Genomic DNA, 22994 nt, shown 5'->3' with positions numbered 1-22994 from the left:
AATTTAGAAATTGGGGACAATATTCAAATTCCAAAGTATTTAGCTACTGGATGTAAGGCAACAATAGCTGTTGTACTTTGTTCAGGATGAAGTTGCTCACTTTCATCCATAGAGATGTTAATTTTCTTAGCATCAAGCCATAACAATTGTTTTCTAGAATCTGATACTTCAGGACAAGCAGGATAGCCGAAAGAATAACGGCATCCTCGATATTTAACATCTAAAATATCCTTTATATTGCCTGGCTCATAAGATTCAAATCCACATTCAATCCTAATAACGGAATGAATATATTCAGCAAGTGCTTCTGCAAGTTGCACGGTCAAACCATGAAAAAATAGATAGTCAGAGTATGAATCTTGACTAAATAATTGGTGAGAATATTCACTAGCTCTTTCTCCCATTGTTACAGCCTGCATTGGCAAATAATCTGAAGGCTGTTTGTTATTTAAATCATTATAAAAATCTGCTATACAATATCTTTTCCCAGATCTTTGCCTAGGTAATAAAAAATCACCTAAAAGACTTTGGTGATCTTTATCATATACTTTTAAATTATTACCAACTCTTCCACAAGGAAAATATCCATACACTAATGATGGATTAATCAGCTTTTCATTGATTATTTTATTCATCCAGTAATCTAACTTCGGTTCTGCCTTCTGAAGTAAAAAATCCTTATAATCAGAAGCAGACATCTGTTTTGAACGTTTCATTTGCCATTGGCCTGCAAATAAAGCATTACGATCTAAGAATTTATAAACCATAGTTATGTCTATGTCTTTTTCTAATAAAAACTTTGGGCCTATAAAAGGCGGTTTAATAGGTTCTATTTGAGATATATCTTTTGATCTTGAGTTGTCTTCAATAGGCTTATCCTTGATTTTGTTGGTACTAATTTTATCTTCAGTATTGGTATTTTTATAATTACCAATAGTGATGCCCTCAGGAGCACCTTCTTTAAAGCCTGATAGATTATCCCAGTTATTTAATTCCTTTGCTTTCATATATGAATCCATAAATTTCAAATCTGTAAAAGCATCTTTACCATAAATAACTTTCCCTCTATAAACACTTGCACAATCTTGATTAACAAATTTTGGAGTCAGTGCTGCACCACCAAGAATAATAGGAACAGAAATGTCTTCTTCATTTAATGCTTTAAGATTATCCTTCATAAATGCTGTTGATTTAACTAGAAGTCCACTCATAGCAATGCAATCGGCGTTATGCTCTTTCTGAGCATTGATTATTGAATTGACTTCTTGCTTGATTCCTAAATTAATAACTTCATACCCGTTATTTGATAAAATTATATCGACCAGATTTTTGCCAATATCGTGAACATCACCCTTAACTGTTGCGATAATAAATTTTCCTTTTGATTGGTTAACCTCAGATTTATCCATATATTGCTCTAAATATGAAACTGCGAATTTCATTGTTTCTGCAGATTGGAGAACAAAGGGTAATTGCATTTGACCCGACCCAAATAATTCACCAACAACTTTCATGCCATCTAATAAATATTCATTAATTATTACTAAAGGTTTATATTTCTTTAATGCGAAATCAAGATTTGAGTGTAAATTAGTTTTTTCACCATCAATAATATGATTCTTTAATTTTTCTTCTATTGGTAATTTAATATCATCATTATTAGTACTTTTATTTAAAAGTGTCTTTGAATCATCGAAATAACTAGTTAAAGTTGTTAAAGGATCATATGTGCATACTTTATTTTCAAATATTCTTCTATCATAAATAAGATCCATGCAAATTTTTATCTCTTCTTCACTTATTTTGTTTAGAGGTAAAATCTTGGAAGGAGAAACAATTGCAGAATCAAGACCGGCCTTAATTGCTTCATTAAGAAAGATAGAATTAAGAACAATTCTTGCACTAGAAGATAATCCAAAACTAACATTTGAAATTCCAAGGATTAAATGAACTTCTGGATGTTTATCTTTTATTAACTTAATTGCTTTTATAGTTTCTAAACCATTCTTTCTATCTTCTTCTAATCCTGTTGAGATAGGTAATGCTAACGGATCATAAAAAAGTTCATAAGATTTTAATCCAGAATCAGTCGCATCCTTATAGGCTCTTGTTGCTATTTCTGCTTTTTTATCAGCAGATCTAGCCATTCCATCTTCGTCAATTGTACCAATTACGACCGCTGAACCGTATCGTTTAGCAAGATCAATTACTTTATAGAATCTATCTAGTCCATCCTCATAATTAGTAGAATTTAAAATACATTTTCCGCCAGCATGTTTTAGCCCACTCTCCATTTTTTCATAATCTGTTGAATCAAGCATTAAAGGCAAATTAATATTATTAACAAGTCTTTTGACTAACATAGACATATCTTCGACCCCATTTCTTCCAACAAAATCTACATTTACATCTAAAACATGAGCATTTTCCTTTAGTTGAGATTTTGCAATTCCAACAAGTCCGTCCCAATCCTCATCGTTTAGGAGTTCTCTTACTTTTTTAGATCCACTTGCATTTAATCTCTCACCTACGATCAAGAAAGAGTTATCTTGCACATATGGAATAGACTCATATATTGATGATGCAGCTGGAATTATAGATCTTTCTTTTGAAAGAGTATCCAATCTTTGTTCAGAAGATAAAAGCTCTTTAGATAAATCTGAAAGTTGCTTAATATGTTCCGGTCTGGTTCCACAACAACCTCCAATAAGTTGAACTCCTAAATCATTAATAAAATGACTAAGTTGGAACTTAAGTTCCATTGGAGTTAATCGATAATGAGCCTTGCCTCCTACATTCTCTGGAAGTCCTGCATTTGGTATACAACTTATATGAAATGGTGAATGTTGCGATAAATATTTAATATGATCTTTCATTTCTTCCGGGCCAGTTGCACAATTAAGGCCCAAAATATCAATATTAAATGGCTCCAGTATTGTTGTAATAGAAGAAATATCACTACCAATAAGCATCTGGCCGGTGGTTTCCATGGTTACCGACACCATTAATGGAATTCTCTTTCCAGAACCAATAGCTTCATTTACGCTTTGCAGAGCAGCCTTGATTTGAAGGACATCTTGGCATGTTTCAATAATAAAAAGATCAATTCCACCTTCAATTAGTGCTTTGGCTTGCTCAAGATAAGAATTTTTTAGCTCATCAAAACTGATATGGCCTAGGGTTGGTAGCTTGGTTGTTGGTCCAATAGATCCAGCTACAAATCGTGGTTTTTCCTCTGATTGATATTTATCTGCAACATTCCTTGCTATTTGTGCTGCTTTTAAATTGATCTCATAAGCTTTATTACCAATTCCATATTCATCTAGAACAATTGAAGTAGCACCAAATGTATTTGTTTCGATTACATCACAACCTGCATTTAAAAATGATTCATGTACTTTTTCGACGCTGGAGACCGATGTCAATACAAGGTTTTCATTACAACCTTCTAAAGAAGCTCCGCCATAGTCATCTGCATTAAGTTGTTGATCTTGCAGAGACGTGCCGGTAGCGCCATCAAAGACTAATATCGGTCTCTTTTCAGAGTTGAGATAGCCTAAAAAATCAGTCATAAATTATATATTTAACTTATAAAAATGAAAATCATTAATTTAAATAAGTTATATAATCTTATTTTAATCTATATGTACACGTTTAACCCAATTTTCATATTCAGGAACTAAACCTTCTGTAATTTTAGTCAACTTCGTTCTTAATGAATTCATTATTGGCATATCTTTGCTCATTGATGTAGATTCAATCATTTTTATAGGAGTAATTTTTGCCGCCGTACCTGTAAGGAATACTTCATCGGATATAAACAATTCTGTTTTATCTACTGGTCTTTCAATAACATTTAAACCATCTTTTTTTGCAAGTTCTATAACACTTGAACGAGTTATACCTTCAAGAATATCTTGATCAACACCAGGTGTAATTAATTCACCATTACGTACTATAAAGATGTTCATACCACTGGCTTCACTGATTTTTCCTTGACTATTTAATAAGAGTGCTTCATCAAATCCACTTTTTACTGCTTCAGTTTTGGCTAAGGAGCTAGTGATATAAGCTCCACTAATTTTACCTCTTAATGGAAGTGAGTTGTCTTGCTGACGAGTCCAGCTACTAACGCGACAAGTAACCCCATCAGGTGATAGATAATCACCTAGTTCTATTCCATAAATAAAGAAATTAGTTTCTATATTATGTAACCTTGGTGCAATTCCTAAGTCACTAGTATATACAAATGGTCTGATGTATACAGGTTGAGTCGGTTTGTTTTTAACAAGAAATGTTTCAAGAGACTTTAATACAAAATCCTCATCTAATTCAGTCATCAAAAATCTAGCACTTTGACATAATCTTTTTGCGTGTTTGTCTGCTCTAAATAATAAAAATGATTTACTATTATTTGGATCAGGAATAGCCCGCATTCCTCCAAAAGCTGCAGTTCCATAATGAAGTGCATGAGTAGCTATAGATAGCTTCGCCTCATTAAAAGGGATACATTGCCCTTCAAACCAAGCGAATGGAAGAAAATTATGCATTATTAGTTCCAGCTAAGATGAAAACAATCAGCATTTCAGTTTTTACTGCTCTTATTACACATAATAAATGAATGCATAGAATTTCCACCCTTCCAGGGAATGAACCTCAAGAAGAAAATACATTTATCGAACAGCCGTCAGCTCCAGTTATCTTCCTAACTAGCGCTACATCTGATATAACCTGTTTATCTACAGTATTAAAGCTCCGTGACAATAATAAGTGGAAAAATAAAATAAGAGCATTACCTATAGCTTATTTATCTTCAAATGCATCAATTGATCATTATATAACTAATACATGTAATACAGCTGAAATTATTCTTGTTAGGTTTTTAGGGTCAAGATCATACTGGTCTTATGGATTTGAACAATTAGGTTTATGGCAATTAGAGAAACCAAATAGACATCTTATAGTAGTCTCTGGAATTGAAAGTACAGCAAATGATGTTCGAGAAATTAGTAGCTTAAATCAAGAGAAAGTTAATTTAATACAAACACTTTTAAATCAAGGAGGTATAAAAAACTATAATTATATGCTTCAAACCTTAGAGAAATTAATTGATGTTGAAGAAATTAATTTAAATTCAGATTTAATTGAATATCATGATGAGTTAATAAAATGGAAATGGAAAAATAATGATAATCCATCTATTGCCGTATTTCTCTATAAATCACTTTTACAATCTGGCAATACAGAGTTAGCTGATAAAATAAATGATATATCTAATAAATACAACTTAAATGCAAAAATAATATGGATTACAAGTTTTAAATCTAAAAATATAGAGAATCAAATAATAAGTTTATTAGAAAAAGAGAACATAAAAGCAATAATAACTACAACCTCATTTTCATCAGTTGAATATAAACATGAAGATGTGAAAAAAAACTTGTGGGATAGATTAGATATACCTGTATATCAACTACTAATATCTAGCTCATCTATAACTGAGTGGAAAGAATCTACAGTAGGTCTTAACCCGATTGACTTATCAATTCAAGTTGTATTACCAGAAGTGGATGGTCGAATATGTACAATTCCAGTTGCATTTAAAAACCTTACTTATACAGATAATGAATTATCAATTGCTGTATATAAAACAGAGCCCTATGAAAAACATATTGAATGGTGCATAAAATATATCAAAAATCTAACTTATCTACAACAAACGAATAATTCAAAAAAAAAGATAGCTCTCGTGATAGCAAACTACCCAGTAAAAGACTCAAGAATTGCGAATGGAGTTGGATTAGATACACCCGAAAGCCTATTAAATATTTTGAACTGGCTTAAAGACGAGGGATATAATCTAGGAAATGAAGATATTCCTGATAATAGTAAAGAATTAATTAACCTTATATTAAGTCATAGGACCAATTCTGAAGAGACAATCTCAAATGAACCTCAATCATATTTAAATATTCAAGATTATTTAATTTATTGGAAAGAACTCGAATCTAAAGTTAAAGAAAAGATATCAAATCGATGGGGAGACCCACTTGATTCTTTTCAATTAGAAAAGTCTGGATTTCCTATTAATGGAATAAACTTTGGAAACATAACAATTTTAATTCAGTCAAATAGGGGTTATGAGAGCGATAATTTATCTGATTTACACTCGCCCGACTTACCTCCTACACATAAATATATTGCACAATATTGTTGGCTATATAATACATTTAAAGCGAATGCAATTGTACATCTGGGTAAACATGGAAGTTTGGAATGGTTACCAGGAAAAGGGGTTGGCTTAAGTCATAATTGTTTCCCATTTATTCTTTGTCCTCCTATTCCAAATATATATCCATTTATTGTAAATGATCCTGGCGAAGGCTCCCAAGCAAAAAGAAGAACACATGCAATCATTATAGACCATTTAACCCCACCACTATCTCATGCCGGTAGTTTTAATGACCTACTAATAATTGAAAATTTAATTGATGAATATTATGAATCTAAATTAATTAACGATAATAGAAATGAATTATTAGAAAAAAAGATACTAGATCTTTTAATTAAAAATTCATGGCCAGGCATTGAATCAAGTAAATTAAAAGCAGAAAAAGATAAATTAATTATACAAGATCTAATAGATAATGCAGAGAGTTATTTATGTGAAATTAAGAATTCTCAGATAAGAACTGGTCTTCATGTTTTTGGAGTTAATCAGAGTATAGACAAATTATTAGAATTAACACTCACAATTTCTAATGTACCTACAGGAAAAATTCTCGGTCTTACACAAGGTTTAGCAGAAGATTTAGGTTTTACGTTAGACCCTTGGAGTGACGAAGAGAGTAAAAACTTAAACCAAGTTGACATTGATTTATTTAAAGACTATACAGATATTAATGCAAGGAAAGTTGGTAAAGTAGTTGACTGGTTGAATGACATTGGGAAATATATAATAGAGTTTCATTGTTTTAAAATACTTAATTACAAGAATAAATCAAAAAAGAAGATAAAACTTGAAAGTAAAATTTTAAATTACCTAGATCATGAAAAACCTAATATTTTTATAAATCATTTACTAAATAATATTTTACCCAAACTATTAAATAGTTCAGCTAACGAAAAAATAAATTTTCTCGAGGCTTTAGACGGTAAAAGAATTTCTAGCGGTCCTTCTGGGGCTCCTACAAGAGGGAAATTAGAAGTTTTACCCACAGGCAAGAATTTCTTTTCGGTTGATATAAGAGCAATACCAACTGAAACAGCTTGGGACTTAGGGAAAAGAAGTGCTGAACAAATAATGGAACTTTACCTACAAGAAAATGGTGAACACCTTTCACACCTTGCTATTTCAATTTGGGGTACTTCAACAATGAGAAATGGTGGAGAAGATATTTGTCAGCTTTTTGCTCTCATGGGTTTAAGGCCAATATGGGACGGTACTTTAAGAAGAGTAGTTGACGTTGAGGTCATTCCCCTAAGTGTATTGAACAGACCAAGAGTAGACGTAACATTGAGAATTTCTGGTTTATTCAGGGATGCATTTCCACAGATAATTGAATTGATTCGAAGAGGTCAAAATCTTATTGGAAATTTAAAAGAATCCTCTTCTAATAATCCACTTGCTGAGTCATATAGAAATGGAAATACAAAATCAAGAATATATGGATCTGCCCCAGGATCATACGGAGCAGGATTACAAGAAATAATCAATAGTGGATCTTGGGAGAATCAATCAGAACTCGCTGATGCTTTTATCGAATGGAGTAAATGGAGATATGAAGGTTCAAGTGAAATCATAAAAGACAAAGATGGATTAGAAAGTAATTTATCAAAGGTAAAAGTAGTACTTCATAGTCAGGACAATAGAGAACATGACATACTTGATTCAGATGATTACTATCAATTTCAGGGTGGATTAATTTCCGCGATTAAAAAAACTACTGGAACAGATCCACAAGCCTATTTTGCAGATAATTCAAGGTATCAACGGCCAAGAATTCATAAACTCTCAAAAGAAATTGATAAAGTCGTTCGTAGCAGATTATTAAACCCTAAATGGATAGAGGGGATTAAAGAACATGGATATAAAGGAGCTTTTGAAATGTCAGCTAGCCTTGACTATTTATTCTCTTATGATGCAACTACAAACTTAGTTCCTAATTGGTGTTATCAATCTATAGTGAATAATTGGTTAATGAATAATAATACGAAAAATTTTATTAGTGAAAACAATCCTTGGGCTTTAAGAGATATCGCTGAAAGATTACTAGAAGCATCTAACAGAAAACTTTGGACAAATGCAACTATTGAAGAAATATCATCTATAAAAAAATTACTATCAGATATAGATAGTAAAATTGAAAACTATACTTCTAATAATAATTTATAAATTATTTAACGCCTAAGAAGAGATAGTCCGTGGCTATCGGTACCACAAGTTGATAATAATGAATAAGAGTTTACGCAATCAAAAATTTTATCGCATACAAATTCTGATGGGATCCAATTATGTGCTCTTTCATAGTTATACCAAGTTTCAACAGCATCAAAACCAAGTTTTGATGCTTCATTAATCAAGAGATCAAATGGAAGTTTATATCTAGCGGGATGAGCTAAAACGGCAATTCCATTAGCTTTATGAATCGAATCTACTACTGTCGAAGCTAATAATTCATTACCAATAGCAGCCTTATGATCAACATAAGGTAATAAGTATTTTGAATTATGATCAAATCCAAGACCTAAAACATGAACTAAACACCCCTTTAATAGACAAGTAATTTCTATACCAGTCCAAAGTTTAGGAAGATTTGATCTCTGCTTATATATAGAGTCGCTAATTTTGCTTAATTCAATATATGCATTAACTGAATGATGATCTGTAATTGCATAATGATCAATATTTAATTCAATTGCTTGGTAATAAATTTGTTTAGCAGTCAAACTTCCATCGCTAAATGTTGAATGCATGTGAAAGTTGATAGAATTTGGACAACTATTCTTAGTAATTGATTTAATTATGTTAATTAATTCAGTAGAATCAATATCAGACATACTAACTAAGTCAATTGTTTCCTATTTCTTCTCCATTTAGCATAAAACTGTATACTTGCAGCCATAAAGAGAATTAAGCCAAATATCAACCAACTTGCTGCACTAGTTGGAAACTGGTTTTTAAATACAACAAGCATGACAACAACTACTAATAATAGTGTCGGCAACTCATTCAAAGCACGGAGTTGCTGTCCACTATAATTATATTGATTATTAGTTAATTCGTTCATGATTTTATAGCAATAAAAATGATAAATAAGTAAAAAAGCGACAAACAATAATTTAATCTGCATCCATGTTTGTGTAAGATATACAGGCTGCATATATAATAATCCAGATGCCATAATGACAGCTAATACCATGCCAGGAGTTGTTATAATATTAGCTAGTCTTTTTTCCATTAATGTATATTGCTTATTAAATATATCCCTTATTTCTTCTTTCTCATTCTGGACTTCTACATGATATATAAATAATCTGACTAGGTAAAATAAGCCTGCAAACCAAACAACTACACCGATAATATGAAATGATTTAAACCATAAATATGTCTCTGGTGAAAAAATCATATTCTATAAAATGTTTCGTACATTCATATCACTCTATACATTACTATAATAAAGATTAACTGTCCCATTGTCGTTAATAATTTATCAATAGATTATTTATTTTCATTTGGGTGAAAATAATTTCGAATAACACCAGCAGTAGATGATCCTAAGCCTGGCGCTGATGAAAGTTCGGAAAGAGATGCCATTTGAATAGCCTCTATTGATCTAAAATGCTCCAATAATAATTTGATTCTTTGTGGTCCCAATCCGGGTATCTCATTTAATTGAGAGCGTTTCATACGTTGACTTCTTTTTTGTCTGTGAAAGGTAATTGCAAACCTATGAGCTTCATCTCTAAGTCTTCTTAACAAAAGCATTCCAGGTTGATTAGGGTCAGTGTCTAATGATTGTTTAACATTTGGAATAAATATCTCTTCTTTCTTTTTGGCTAAAGATATGAGATTTATATTTTGATCTAGATTCAACTCTTCTAAAGCCTCTAATACCGAACTTAATTGCCCTTTACCTCCATCTATTACAACTAAATCAGGCCAATCATTCATATTATCCTTGTCTAAAACACTAGATTGATTACTTGATAGTTTATTCATATCACCCCCATCATCTTTATAACGAGCCCATCTTTTAAATCTCCTAGTAATAACTTCAGCCATTGATTCGAAATCGTCACTATGTCCTAGTTTTATATTTGAACTTTTAATTTTATATTTTCTGTAATGTTGCCTAGCCGCAATACCATCAATAAATACTACCTGAGAAGCGACAGCATCACTACCTTGAATATGACTAATATCATAACATTCTATTCTTTTTGGAATTTTTACTAACTCAAGTATATTGGTTAAATCGTCAAGCTCAACTAAATTTTTATCATGAGATTGTCTAATTCTTTGCAACTCCATATTTGCATTCTTTTCTACTAATTTTATAATTTCCGCCTTCTTAGATCTTTTTGGGATTGTTATATTAACTTTTTGCTTTTTTAAGTCACTTAGCCAATCCGATATTATATCTGTATTTTGTAATTGATTTTGAACTAATATTTCTGATGGTATTTCAATCGGATCTACATTTGAGTAATGATTTTCTACAACTTTTTGAAGTATTTGAGAGGTACTGAGATTATTATTATCTGAGAAATATCCAAGTCTTCCAATTAATTTTCCTGATCGCATTTGAAAAATTTGAATAGAGGATATATTCTCTTCGGATGCCAATGCGATTATATCTCTGCATACAGATGAATCAGGAATAATCATCTTTTGAGATTCATACAATCTATCAATACCTTTTAGCTGATCTCTGACAGATCCAGCTTCTTCAAACTTCAATGACTCTGAAAAAGAATGCATCTGTTTTTCTAATAATAGTCTCAATTCTTCAGTTCTACCTTGAAATATCATTTCAACTCGTTTTAGTGTATTTTTATAATCTTCTGAACTTATTTCTTCTTGACACACGCCTGGACATCTTCCAATTGAATAGTTAAGACACGTTCTATCTTTATAAAGCGGTATTCTTCTTTGTCTAAGAGGAAACAATTTTTTTATACTAAATAGGGTCTGTCTAAGTAAATAAACATCAACGTATGGACCATAATATTTATCATTTTTCTGTCTTTCCCGTCTTTTCCTAGTTAAAAAGATTCTTGGATATTTATCACCCCAGGTTATACAAATATAGGGATATTTCTTATCATCTTTTAATAGAATATTAAAATAGGGTTGATTAGATTTTATTAAATTTGATTCTAGAGTTAAGGCTTCACTTTCGGTATCAGTAACTATCAACTCAATATCTACAACTTGCCTAACCATTAAAGAGATTCTTGGACTCAATTCATCACTGGCTCGGAAATAACTTCTAACTCTATTTCTTAACTTTTTTGACTTACCAACATATAACAATCTATCCTCACGATCTTTCATCAAATAACAACCAGGATCGTTTGGTATATCCTTCAAAAAACTCGATAGTCTTAACTTGTCCTTAATTAACGGCGTTAATTCCACCGATCATGTCTCGTTAAATTAGCCGCCATAGTTCCAACCTGTACTCGCTAAATTTAAGGCAGATCCATCTTTATTCAATACTGCACTCTTTACTTCAGCGACAAAGACTGTATGGTCGCCGTGTTCTACGCCCGAAATAACTTCACATTCAACTCCACCTATTACATCTTCGATTAAGGGCATACCAAACTCTCCATAAGTAAATTTACAAGCTTCAAATCGTCCACCTAATCCTTTTTGTGGCTTAAAGAATACAGCTGCTAGATCCTTTTGATCTTCTCTCAACACATTTAGAGAAAACATCTTAGTTCTTTGAATAATTCCATGACTAGATCCATCAGCGCGAACAGCCATTACAACTAAAGGAGGCGTAAATGAACCTTGTGTTACCCAGCTAGCAGTAAAACCATTTATTTCATCTCCTTCTCTTACTGCACATATAAATAATCCATGAGGGATTTTGCGCAAAAGAACTTTTTTGGCATCCTGATTAAGAGTCATGCGCTTTGATACGTTTATAGATATGAGATTCTATGAAAGAAATGGACATTTTTAAAGTTAAAAAACCATGAAGGCTCTTTATCCCGGTAGTTTCGATCCATTAACGTTTGGACACCTTGATCTAATTCAAAGAGGAAGTGATTTATTTGGAGAAGTTCTCATTGCAGTATTAGAAAATCCATCAAAAAAGGCAACTTTCTCGTGCGATAGAAGAATTGAGCAGATCAAAAATGCTACCAAAGATATACCAGGTTGTAGAACAATAGCTTTTAAAGGTCTAACTGTGGATTGTGCTCGTACACATAATGCTGATCTTATTTTAAGAGGCTTAAGAGCTATGAGTGATTTTGAATATGAACTACAGGTTGCTCATACAAATAGGTCTTTAAATAATCAATACGAAACAATTTTTCTCGCGACAGAAACACATCATAGCTTTTTAAGTAGTTCTGTAGTTAAAGAAGTCGCAAGATTTGGTGGTGAGATTCGTCATATGGTTCCTGAGTTTATAGCCAAAGATCTTATAGCACTAAATAATAATTAATTACAATAATTATTATTATCTACTATTGATAATATTTTCATTATATGTTTAGTCGAATTATCCATATTGTTAACTATAATACTAAAAACTTTGCCCTCTCCTAATATAATACCAGAAACTGATCTAACATTCTTAAGCCTTCCGGATTTAGCCAAAATTCTACCCTTAAGGTTTACTGGTGCATTTACATTAGCTAACGATCCCCTAACACCTAATATTGAAAATGATGAGAAGTAATAGTCAGAAAATCTATTAAGTTTCATTCTTCTCAAAAACTGTGACAAACCATAGGTAGTAACTCTATTCTTTCTTGATAAACCACTAGCATCTGCAAAAATAAAATTGTCAGATTTAAAGTTTTGATCTTTTATCCAATTCATGTATTTTAGATTAGGAAAATCATGTGACCAATCATTTAATGAATGTCTGAAAATAACTTCAGCAGTAAAATTGTGGCTCTCAGAATTAACAAGATTTAGTAAAATATATAAAGGGGCTGAATTGATAACTTTATTTGTCGAAATATACTCAATAGGATAGTTTTCATTCACGGATTTTACATAATATTTTTTAGATAAATTCTTTTTTCGTAGAGCAGTGTCTAACTCATAAATAAAATTGTCAATCGGATTATTTAAAGAATCAACACTTGCATTACTAGCTAATGAATACTTAGTAATAGGAGCCCCATATTCTTCTTTTCTATCGGCATAAGGCCAGCTAGGAGGCCACCAATTTTTTGTATTGCTACTTTTAATTATAATTGGCAATTGTAAATTAGGCTTATAATTAGTATTATTAAGATCATCAATTAACTCTTCTAAATGACTTTTATCAAAATCTGGATCACCAGATGCATCAATGTATAAGCTTCCATCACTTAGCTCTTTTAAAGATGTATTAAGAGTATAATAAGGTCCTAAGGTGTCTAAAGAGAAAGCGCTAGAAAGAATCTTCTGATTAGAGGCAGGGATTCTAGGTATTTCACCATTAATATCTACAATAAAATCCCCAGAATCATCTAAAATACTAACGCTAATATTAGAATTAAAGTTATAAGTATAATCCTCCAATCTATCTTGCAAAGGCTCACATATATTAAACTTTTCAAGACTTATAGTATTTATATCAAGCCTTTGTCTTATGTAAGAATATAATGAAAATAAAGTTCCATTAACTATATTTATTGATAATAGAAATAAGCCAATATATATATATAACTTTTTTTTCATACAGTTATAAGTTTAGGATTATTGTTTCATCATCAGGACGTTTATCAAATGAGTTAACAAAAGAATATCCGTTAGAATTTAATTTAAAAAGCTCCCAGTTATTGGGAAATTTTTTTAATAAGGCTCCCATGGATAATGGTTGAACAAAATAAAGTACTTGCCATTTTTCAGCAAACCTTTTTCTCATTTCCCTACCGACACTTCCGATTCCTACTATTGGATCTTCCAGCTTGCCATTAATCATAATTACGGATGATTTAGCATGGGAACATACTTGCTCAAACATCTCAATATCGTATGGTTGAGGGGAACAAACTAACAATAATGAATTCAACGAGTCTGTAGAGTTAATAAACTCCTTAAATGTAAAAATCTTATTAGCCAATTCAGGGTTATCTCTTTTAGCAAGAGCCGCTCCACCAGCATCGGCCCACAATAAAATATTATCGAACTTAATTTCAGATAGTTTATTAGATAAACGAAAAATTATTGGATTGATTCTTAATCCTTCAAATTTAAGGTTGATAGAAAGAAAAGATTGTTCAGAATTACTTAAAAAATAACTTTGAATTGATTCATATACATTTGATTCTGCTTCTCTAAGATCTGACGGTAGCTTATTATTCATTTGATGATCATTGTTTTTTAAATTCTAAAGATTGCAATGATTCATTTATTATATTTGAAACTGAGTTAATATCATCAATTGAAATCCATGGACCAATAGTTATTCTTAATCCAGATTCTAGAAGTGGTTTATCAACATTAATTGCTACCAGTATGGGATTAGGTCCTTGACTAGATGATGAGCAAGCACTACCACTACTTGTATAAACGCCATGTTGTGACAATAATCGAACAATTTCTCTACCTTTAATTGGAATCATTGATTTTGTATGACAAAGAAATGAAAGATTATTCGGGAGCCTTTCTTTATGAGGACCAATAAAAGTAAGTTGTTTATTCTTAACTAGATTTTTTTTTAAAAGTGAAGTCATTTTGGAAACATTATTCACAGGAAATAAAGTTTGATTAGCATTAAATTCTACATATTCATTTAGCAGATCAATTGCTGTCGAAAAACCTGCAATAAGGGGAACTGATTCAGTACCAGATCTTATAGAGCCGTTCTTAAATCCATATGAAGGATTATTCAGTAATAAATCTCGAATGTCCCTTCGCAACATTAATAATCCAATACCTTTAGGGCCTTGAAGTTTATGAGCAGATGCACTAACCATATCAACATTTAATTTACTCCAATCAATAAGACCGCTAGGGAGGACCTGTGTAGCGTCAGTATGAAAAATTATATTGCGTTTTTTACATTCCATACCTATGAGATTAATGGGCTGAATAGCCCCAATCTCACTTTGACCCCAGATTATCGAAACCAATCTTGTTGGAGGAGATAACATCTCCTCCAACAAATCTAGATCAATAATTCCATAACGATCTACAGGCCAGTATTTCACATCCCATCCATCATTAAGCAATTGATTGGCTATTATGTTAATAGAAGGGTGTTCAACGCTACTTATAATAAGTCTTCCTTTATCAAGAGTATTAGATACAACTTTAAGTGCAAGATAATTCGACTCAGTTGCTCCAGAAGTGAAAAAGATTTCATCGGAAGAAGCTTTTAATTTGTTAGCTATTGATAATCTAGATCTTTCCAAAATCTCTCTTGCAATAACTCCAACTTTATGGATACTAGATGGATTCCCCCAGCATTCAGATTGAATATCCTTTTGTTTATTAATAACATCTATATGTGGCGGAGTAGTCGCTGATGCATCAAGATAAATATTATTCATATTGAAGAGTAACTAAATATCTATCTCTCCACTAAATACTTTTAATGCAGGCCCCTGCATTAAAACTGGACCTGCTTGATTCGGCCATTCAATTTCTAATTTGCCACCTGGTAAATAAATATTAGCGTTGTTTAAAGTTTTACCTAGCTTAGATGTAATGACCAGACAAGCGCAAGCTCCTGTACCACAAGCTAGCGTTGGCCCACAACCCCTTTCCCATACTTTAACTTTAATATTTGATTTATCAATTAATTCTACAAAGTGAACATTGGTGTTATTGGGAAATGTATTGTGTTTTTCAAGGTATCTTCCCCACTCTTCAAATGGTATGTTATCAATTTTATCCACAAATAAGATCATATGAGGATTTCCCATACTAGCAGCATAAACATTTAAGATTTGTTCATTTATTGTAATCTTTCCATTAGGAACTGTTAAATTATTCATTAACAATTTTGTAGGTATATCTTCAGGAGAAAGGATAGGTTCTCCCATATTAACTTTAATATTTTCATTATCAGAGATAGATGTAAGAATAAGACCAGCCTTGGTTTCAATTCGAATCTCAGACTTATCCTTAATTTCATTATTATCGTTTAAAAAAGCAACCAAGCATCTTATACCGTTGCCACACATTTCTGGTTCAGAACCATCAGAATTAAATATCCTCATTCTCGCAAAACATTTATTATTGGATTCTAATATAAGAATAATTCCATCAGCTCCGATACCAAAATTTCTATTACATAGATGTTCAATAAAATTATCTTTATTTTCTGTAAATAAATTATCTAATTTATTACCACGAGCATCAAAGATAATGAAATCATTACCAAGACCTTGATATTTTGAGAAATTATTTTTCATAATTTTAAGTTTGTTTAACTATGTTCATAGAAAATAAAGCGTTCTTGGTAGTAATTTCAGAACTATTCGCGTATTGGGCATCAATTTATGAGAACATTATCTGATTGGTAAATCAACTACTGAAGGAGATGTTCCTTGAATAATACTACTTCAGAGATAATTGACCAGCGTTATAAGCCTCGTGATATTGAAGCTTATTGGCAAAAAGAGTGGGTTAATCAAGGGCTCTATAGAACAAATACCGAGGTAAACAAAGACAATACTTTTTATGCCTTATCAATGTTCCCATACCCTTCCGGTTCATTACATATGGGGCACGTGAGGAATTATGTCATTACAGATGTATTGGCAAGATATAAAAGGATGCAAGGTTATAACGTCCTTCATCCAATGGGATGGGATGCCTTCGGTTTACCGGCTGAAAATGCAGCAATAGAGAGAGAGACAAGTCCATCTACCTGGACAGATAAAAATATTTTACAAATGAAAGATCAATTAGATCGACTTGGATTATCAATAGATTGGTCTAAAGAAGTTACTACTTGCAAAGAAGATTATTATAAATGGACTCAATATATATTTAATCAATTACATAAAAATAACCTTGCCTATCAAAAAAAAGCAACAGTAAATTGGGATCCAATTGATCAAACTGTTCTTGCAAATGAACAAGTAGATGCTGAAGGTAAATCTTGGAGATCTGGAGCTAAAGTTGAGAAAAAGGATTTAAACCAGTGGTTTTTAAGTATTACAAGTTTTGCCGAAGATCTAAATAAGGATTTAGTTAAGCTTAAAGACTGGCCAGAAAGAGTCAGGGTTATGCAAAAAAATTGGATTGGCAAGTCAATCGGAGCAGAAATAACTTTTGATATTAAAAATCACAATCAAAAATTAACAGCTTTCACTACAAGAATCGATACAATCTATGGAGTAAGTTATCTTGTATTAGCATCAAATCATCCACTAATTGATCAATTAATAAATGATAAAGATATCGATCAACTAATAGAGTTTAGGAATACACAAGAAAAGTTAAGTGATCAAGAACGTAATTCAGATAGTAGAAAAAAACTTGGAATGTATTTAGGAGTAAATGCAATTAACCCAGCAAATAGCAAAGAGATTCCTGTTTGGATTGGCGACTATGTGATTATGGAATATGGAACTGGAGTTGTCATGGGTGTTCCCGCTCATGATAGTAGAGATTATAAGTTTGCTAAATCATATGATTTACCCATTAATCATGTCATAAGACCCAATAATTATGAAGATGATAGTTATTTAGACTCTGTGTATGTTGATAAAGGAGTAATGATCAATTCTGATATATTCAATGGAATTGAGTCTGATATTGCAAAAACAAAAATACTTCAATTAGGATCCAATGCTAATTGGGCAAAACCAAAAACCACATATAAGTTAAGGGATTGGCTTATATCTAGACAAAGATATTGGGGTTGCCCAATTCCGATTATTAATTGTAAGAAGTGTGGTCAAGTAAGAGTCCCAGACAAGGATCTTCCTGTTTTGCTACCTGTTGATATTAAATTAACTGGTAAAGGCAAATCACCTTTAACGACAAAAACCGAATGGATAAATACCTGTTGTCCTAAATGTGGACTTGAAGCAAAAAGAGAAACTGACACAATGGACACATTTATGTGTTCATCTTGGTATTTTTTAAGATATATAAACCCTGGAAATGAGGAACATCCATTTATAAAAAGTGAGATAGATAAATGGCTACCTGTTAAACAATACGTTGGTGGTATTGAGCATGCAATCCTTCATTTACTTTATTCAAGATTTTTAACCAAAGCATTAAAAAGCTGTGGATTATTAAATATTGATGAACCCTTTAAGAAACTATTAACTCAGGGAATGGTTCAAGCTATTACTTTTAAAAATCCAAATAATAATAAATATTTTTCAAAAGATCAAATAAAAGATATTGATAATCCTAAAGATCCAATTACTGGAGAAAATATTGAAATTATCTATGAAAAGATGTCGAAGTCTAAATATAATGGTGTAGACCCATCATTAGTCATAGATAAATATGGTGCAGACACAGCTAGAATGTTTATTCTTTTTAAAGCTCCTCCTGAAAAAGATTTAGAATGGGATGACTCAGATGTTGAAGGGCAATATCGATTTATACAGAGACTCTGGAAATTTGTTATTAATACCGTAGAACTAACAAAGACTAATTCAAGATTAAATATAGAAAAAGATAAGTCTAAGGACGATGAAGCCTTACGTCTAATTAATATTGCTATCAAGGAAATTACTGATGATCTAGACCATCTTCAATTTAATACAGCAATATCTGAACTGATGAAAGCCGTGAATGGCCTAAGTTCAATAGTTAATTACTGTAGTAATGAAACTCTAAATAATGTTATTTCAATTTTAGTCAAAATAACTTCTCCATTTTCTCCTCATATTGCAGAAGAGCTGTGGAAGAGAATCGGGAATACTCAAAGTATTCATCTTCAATCATGGCCTAAATTTGACGCAGCTGCAATAGAACAAGCTACTTTCAAACTGATGATTCAAATTAATGGAAAAGTTAGAGGATCAATCGCGGCTAGTAAAAATCTATCTAAAGAGGAATTAGAGAATATAGCTATTAAAAGTGAAGCAGCTCTAAAATGGATAGAGGGGAAAGAACCAAAACGAATAATTGTTGTTCCAAATAAATTAGTTAATATAGTTATTTAGAAATCAAGTTTTCGAGATAATTAGTTTATCTGGATTTGATTGATTACCATTCATTGAATAAAGATCAGAATTTTCTGAAAGTTTTCTCATGATTAAATAAATAGATTCCGTTGAATCAGTAGACAATGAATTATTAATTTCATTTAATGTTCTTTCTTTACCATCATCCAATAGTGCCTCAATGTCTTTTTGAAGATTAATTATATTTGTTGCCGCTTTCTTCCCCGCTTCAACTCCAGGTTGATTGTAAGCATTCACATTAATTAATTCAGCATAAAAGCTTACTGCTCGCTCAAATAATGCAATTAATGCACCAAGACTAGATTCATCAAATGATTTAAATGTAATAGTCAAGTTCTGTCTACCACCTTCAGATAATGCAGAGCGAGTTCCTTGCAAAAATCCAGACAAATAGTCTCCTGGTCGCTTATTTTTTACTTCAACTATCTCCGCTGGATCATGAAGAATCTCAATGAAATTGACAAAGAAATTATCAACACCATCTCTTAATTGCTGCACATATGCATGCTGATCGGTAGATCCTTTATTACCATAGACTGCGATACCTTGATTAACTTGATTTCCTTCTCTATCTAACTTCTTACCTAATGATTCCATCACAAGTTGTTGAAGATATCTACTGAAAACTTCTAATCTGTCTCTATAGGGAAGTACAACCATATCTCTTAATCCTTTTCCCATCCCTGATTTGAACCAAGCCAAGGATAAAAGTGCTGCTGGATTATTTTTAATGTCTTTCACTCTTGTTAATGCATCCATTTGAGATGCACCATCTAAAAACTTATTAATATCAGCGCCAATTAGTACAGCAGGTAATAATCCAACAGCACCAGTAATACTTGTCCTTCCACCAACCCAATCAGGTAAATCAAAAATATGTAACCAATTTTCATTAGCTGCTAAGACATCTAACTTACTCCCTTTTGATGTAATTGCTATCGCTCGAGATGACCAATTCTGGTTGTTATCTTGGACAAACTTCATAGCTTGCTCCATCCCTATCAAAGGTTCTGGAGTGCCACCTGATTTACTAACAACTACAAACAAAGTTGATTCAATATTAGGAAGAATGGAATTTAATTTATGTGAAATCCCTTCGGGGTCTACATTGTCTAGAAAATGAAGATTCAATCCGATTGACTCTCTCTTAAATGACTCTTTAATAAGTAAGGGACCTAAACCACTACCACCTATACCTATCCAAAAAACATCTGTATATTTTTTTCCAACGCTGTTAGTTATTTCTCCGTTTAATATTGATTCCCCAAATTTTGATATGTCTTGTATTTCTTTGGTGATAGATTCTGCAATTTCTTGAGTTGGAGCAATTTTCGGATTTCGAAGCCAGTAATGCCCAACTTGTCTATCTTCATCAATATTGGCAATCGATCCATTCTCTAGACTTTCTAAAGAATCAAAAGCTTTGGAATAGATTTCCTTAAATTTTTCAAAATCGCTCTTGTCGACATCCATTCTGCTTATATCTAGCCAGAAACCTAATGAATCATCGCTAAATAAAAGATTGCAGTATCTTAACCATTTATCGTAGTTATTCATCTGGAAGATGTCAGTTATTGCCATTATTGATAAAAGAATACTCCTTAATGAGATCTGTTTGCAGGTATTCTCAAATGAGAACCGTAAAACAAATTGATTTAATTTATATTAGTCAAGAATGGTTTTCAAATGGCGAATGTTTAGTAATTGACAAATAGGAATGTAAATATGCTTGATAGTCATTTTTATCTACTTTTGGGATAACTAAATGTTTAATTAACTTTCATTACTATTAAATATGTCTTTATAATTAGATATTGTAATTTCTTCTAAAGGTCATATATTTAGTTGTAAATATCATTATTTGATGAACCAAGATAAAAAAAAATATATGGAGAACAATTTATCTTATGATTTAAACGAACATAGCCTAATCAGCCCTTTAGATTCAGAAAGCCCTTTATATGAACCAAAAATAAGATTAGGTGTCCTTGCTTCTGGCAATGGCTCGAATTTTGAGTACATTATTAAATCAATTCAAAATAAAAAACTTAATGCAGAAATTTCTATCTTAATTGTCAATAATCCTAATTGCTTAGCAATAAAAAAGGCTATCAAATACAAAATACCTTATGTAATTATTAATCATAGAGATTATGATACTAGATTAGAACACGACAGGAAGGTATCAAAAAAACTAGAGGACTTATCAGTAGAACTAGTTGTTATGGCTGGATGGATGAGAATTGTTGGAGAAGAATTAATTAATAGGTTTACAAACCGACTAATTAATATACATCCATCACTATTACCTTCTTTTAAAGGCGTTGATGCAATACAGCAGGCAATAGATAAGAGTGTTACTATAACTGGATGTACGGTTCACTATGTACAAAAGGAAGTTGATTCTGGCTCAATAATTATTCAAGCTGCAGTCCCTATTCAAGAAAAAGATAGTAAAGAGACATTAAAACAAAAAATTCAAAAAATGGAACATATAATATTACCTTTGGCGATAGCAAAAGTAGCAAAGAATATAAGAACTAACTTCAAGGGTAATAAGTAATCTTAGGTAGACCAATACCTGATTCAAGTCCGTGCAAAATATTTAAATTTTGTATGGCCTGTCCTGCTTGACCTTTTAGAAGATTATCAATGACACTCATTAGTACTATTCTTCCATTACGTTTATCAACTTCAACTGAAATCATAACTTTATTAGTATTTTTAACCCATTTAGTAGCTGGATAAATACCCACAGGCAAAATATCAATAAATGGGTGATTTTTATAAAAAGCTTCAATTACAATTTTACAATCTTCTGCTGTTAATCCAGGATCTCTTAAACGCGCATAAACTGTCGATAAAATACCTCTAACCATAGGAACCAAATGGGGCGTAAATTGCAAATTAATTTCATGACCAGCAAAGTGACTAGCGATACTTTCTATCTCTGCAGTATGTCTATGCCCAATGACTCCATATGGCTTAATTGATTCAGAACATTCAGAGAGTAAGAGTTGTTCGCTTGGATTTCTACCTCCACCGGATGTGCCAGATTTTGCATCAATAATAATGCCTTCACTTTCAATTAATCCTTGTTTTAAGAATGGAATAAGTACACTAAGAGATGAGGTTGGGTAACAACCTGGACAAGCAATTAATCTAGACTTTGAAATTTCACCACTAAATACCTCTGAAAAGCCATAAATAGCCTCTTCACATAATTCGTAGTCAAATCTTTGATATTTTTCAGCTTCTTTGGAATAGACTTCTTTCCATTTATCTAATGATTTAAATCTATAATCAGCTGATAAATCAATTACTTTAATACCTTTTTCTAATAATAAAGGGGTTAATTGTGATGATATGCCGTTTGGTAAGCTCAATATCGCATAATCAGAATCTTGAGCGATTTCATCAATATTTCCTTTAGTAATCTCTTTATCCCCAACAAGTTTCATAAAAGGATTTATTTCATTCCAGCTCTTACCTACTGATCGATCCCCATTTAAAGTTGAAATCTCAAAGTTTGGATGCTCATTAATCAACTTAACGAGTTGAAGACCTCCATATCCAGATGCTCCATAAATTGCGATCCTCCCAGCTTTCGATGTACTAATTGCCATAACATCAAGGTTATTTCG

General features: G+C 31.8%; 16 protein-coding genes. 4 read left to right on the top strand and 12 right to left on the bottom strand.

Annotated elements, in window-relative coordinates; genetic code table 11:
- Positions 1-23 precede the first annotated feature (23 nt).
- Together metH and O5637_RS01775 are read right to left on the bottom strand one after the other, a co-directional pair.
- Positions 24-3572, bottom strand: coding sequence for a methionine synthase (gene metH / locus O5637_RS01780; RefSeq protein ID WP_269605589.1), 3549 nt, complete (start codon positions 3570-3572; stop codon positions 24-26).
- Between the two features lie 63 nt (positions 3573-3635).
- Positions 3636-4550 carry a branched-chain amino acid transaminase gene (locus tag O5637_RS01775; RefSeq protein ID WP_269605587.1) on the bottom strand — a complete coding sequence of 305 codons (915 nt, stop codon included), beginning with the start codon at positions 4548-4550 and terminating at the stop codon, positions 3636-3638.
- Between the two features lie 71 nt (positions 4551-4621).
- Here O5637_RS01775 and cobN point away from each other — a divergent pair, with 71 nt between their 5' ends.
- A complete protein-coding gene (cobN, locus tag O5637_RS01770; RefSeq protein WP_269605585.1) occupies positions 4622-8395 on the top strand; it encodes a cobaltochelatase subunit CobN in 3774 nt (1257 codons plus the stop codon).
- 5 nt (positions 8396-8400) lie between these two features.
- On the opposite strand, the gene O5637_RS01765 is transcribed toward cobN, so the two are convergent.
- The 4 genes from O5637_RS01765 to O5637_RS01750 form a co-directional block, all read right to left on the bottom strand.
- Positions 8401-9060, bottom strand: coding sequence for a PHP domain-containing protein (locus O5637_RS01765; protein ID WP_269605584.1), 660 nt, complete (start codon positions 9058-9060; stop codon positions 8401-8403).
- Positions 9061-9065: 5 nt separating this feature from the next.
- Positions 9066-9629, bottom strand: coding sequence for a protoporphyrinogen oxidase HemJ (hemJ, locus tag O5637_RS01760; RefSeq protein ID WP_269605582.1), 564 nt, complete (start codon positions 9627-9629; stop codon positions 9066-9068).
- A 92-nt stretch (positions 9630-9721) separates the two neighbouring features.
- A complete protein-coding gene (uvrC, locus tag O5637_RS01755; protein ID WP_269605580.1) occupies positions 9722-11644 on the bottom strand; it encodes an excinuclease ABC subunit UvrC in 1923 nt (640 codons plus the stop codon).
- A gap of 18 nt (positions 11645-11662) precedes the next feature.
- A complete protein-coding gene (locus tag O5637_RS01750) occupies positions 11663-12145 on the bottom strand; it encodes a flavin reductase family protein (RefSeq protein ID WP_269605578.1) in 483 nt (160 codons plus the stop codon).
- A gap of 67 nt (positions 12146-12212) precedes the next feature.
- Here O5637_RS01750 and coaD point away from each other — a divergent pair, with 67 nt between their 5' ends.
- On the top strand, positions 12213-12689 hold the full coding sequence (gene coaD / locus O5637_RS01745; protein WP_269605576.1) for a pantetheine-phosphate adenylyltransferase: 477 nt from the start codon (positions 12213-12215) through the stop codon (positions 12687-12689).
- Here coaD and O5637_RS01740 read toward each other — a convergent pair.
- From O5637_RS01740 to dapF, 4 genes are read right to left on the bottom strand one after another with little or no spacing between them, the layout of a single operon-like run.
- Positions 12686-13921 carry a D-alanyl-D-alanine carboxypeptidase gene (locus O5637_RS01740; RefSeq protein ID WP_269605574.1) on the bottom strand — a complete coding sequence of 412 codons (1236 nt, stop codon included), beginning with the start codon at positions 13919-13921 and terminating at the stop codon, positions 12686-12688. The two genes, coaD and O5637_RS01740, sit on opposite strands and share 4 nt — an antisense overlap.
- A 4-nt stretch (positions 13922-13925) precedes the next feature.
- A complete protein-coding gene (locus tag O5637_RS01735) occupies positions 13926-14549 on the bottom strand; it encodes a DUF1995 family protein (protein WP_269605572.1) in 624 nt (207 codons plus the stop codon).
- Between the two features lie 7 nt (positions 14550-14556).
- Entirely contained in the window at positions 14557-15738 is a 1182-nt protein-coding gene (locus O5637_RS01730) for a cysteine desulfurase family protein (protein ID WP_269605571.1), read from the bottom strand.
- 12 nt (positions 15739-15750) lie between these two features.
- Positions 15751-16605 (bottom strand): diaminopimelate epimerase, encoded by an 855-nt coding sequence (gene dapF / locus O5637_RS01725; protein WP_269605569.1) that lies wholly within the window; start codon positions 16603-16605, stop codon positions 15751-15753.
- A gap of 135 nt (positions 16606-16740) precedes the next feature.
- Between dapF and leuS the strand changes: the two genes are divergently transcribed.
- Complete coding sequence (gene leuS, locus O5637_RS01720; protein ID WP_269605567.1) at positions 16741-19329, top strand: leucine--tRNA ligase; 2589 nt, start codon at positions 16741-16743, stop codon at positions 19327-19329.
- A gap of 3 nt (positions 19330-19332) precedes the next feature.
- Here leuS and O5637_RS01715 read toward each other — a convergent pair whose 3' ends face one another.
- Positions 19333-20931 carry a glucose-6-phosphate isomerase gene (locus O5637_RS01715; RefSeq protein ID WP_420063720.1) on the bottom strand — a complete coding sequence of 533 codons (1599 nt, stop codon included), beginning with the start codon at positions 20929-20931 and terminating at the stop codon, positions 19333-19335.
- Positions 20932-21214: 283 nt separating this feature from the next.
- Here O5637_RS01715 and purN point away from each other — a divergent pair, with 283 nt between their 5' ends.
- Entirely contained in the window at positions 21215-21913 is a 699-nt protein-coding gene (gene purN, locus O5637_RS01710; protein WP_269605563.1) for a phosphoribosylglycinamide formyltransferase, read from the top strand.
- Here purN and argC read toward each other — a convergent pair.
- Positions 21897-22976 (bottom strand): N-acetyl-gamma-glutamyl-phosphate reductase, encoded by a 1080-nt coding sequence (gene argC / locus O5637_RS01705; protein ID WP_269605561.1) that lies wholly within the window; start codon positions 22974-22976, stop codon positions 21897-21899. The two genes, purN and argC, sit on opposite strands and share 17 nt — an antisense overlap.
- Positions 22977-22994 lie beyond the last annotated feature (18 nt).

Source organism: Prochlorococcus marinus str. MIT 0917 (genome assembly GCF_027359575.1).
In the GTDB taxonomy this organism is placed as follows: Bacteria; Cyanobacteriota; Cyanobacteriia; order PCC-6307; family Cyanobiaceae; genus Prochlorococcus_B; species Prochlorococcus_B marinus_D.
The sequence above is the reverse complement of the archived record's forward strand: the minus strand, read 5'-3'. Positions and strand labels throughout refer to the sequence as shown.

Bases quoted from the DNA above. Each gene is read 5' to 3' on its own strand.
- O5637_RS01730 (WP_269605571.1), bottom strand. From the start codon at position 15,738: ATGAATAATATTTATCTTGATGCATCAGCGACTACTCCGCCACATATA.
- O5637_RS01735 (WP_269605572.1), bottom strand. From the start codon at position 14,549: ATGAATAATAAGCTACCGTCAGATCTTAGAGAAGCAGAATCAAATGTA.
- O5637_RS01775 (WP_269605587.1), bottom strand. From the start codon at position 4,550: ATGCATAATTTTCTTCCATTCGCTTGGTTTGAAGGGCAATGTATCCCT.
- cobN (WP_269605585.1), top strand. From the start codon at position 4,622: ATGCATAGAATTTCCACCCTTCCAGGGAATGAACCTCAAGAAGAAAAT.
- O5637_RS01740 (WP_269605574.1), bottom strand. From the start codon at position 13,921: ATGAAAAAAAAGTTATATATATATATTGGCTTATTTCTATTATCAATA.
- O5637_RS01765 (WP_269605584.1), bottom strand. From the start codon at position 9,060: ATGTCTGATATTGATTCTACTGAATTAATTAACATAATTAAATCAATT.
- O5637_RS01750 (WP_269605578.1), bottom strand. From the start codon at position 12,145: ATGACTCTTAATCAGGATGCCAAAAAAGTTCTTTTGCGCAAAATCCCT.
- O5637_RS01715 (WP_420063720.1), bottom strand. From the start codon at position 20,931: ATGGCAATAACTGACATCTTCCAGATGAATAACTACGATAAATGGTTA.
- argC (WP_269605561.1), bottom strand. From the start codon at position 22,976: ATGGCAATTAGTACATCGAAAGCTGGGAGGATCGCAATTTATGGAGCA.
- metH (WP_269605589.1), bottom strand. From the start codon at position 3,572: ATGACTGATTTTTTAGGCTATCTCAACTCTGAAAAGAGACCGATATTA.
- coaD (WP_269605576.1), top strand. From the start codon at position 12,213: ATGAAGGCTCTTTATCCCGGTAGTTTCGATCCATTAACGTTTGGACAC.
- hemJ (WP_269605582.1), bottom strand. From the start codon at position 9,629: ATGATTTTTTCACCAGAGACATATTTATGGTTTAAATCATTTCATATT.
- purN (WP_269605563.1), top strand. From the start codon at position 21,215: ATGAACCAAGATAAAAAAAAATATATGGAGAACAATTTATCTTATGAT.
- dapF (WP_269605569.1), bottom strand. From the start codon at position 16,605: ATGAAAAATAATTTCTCAAAATATCAAGGTCTTGGTAATGATTTCATT.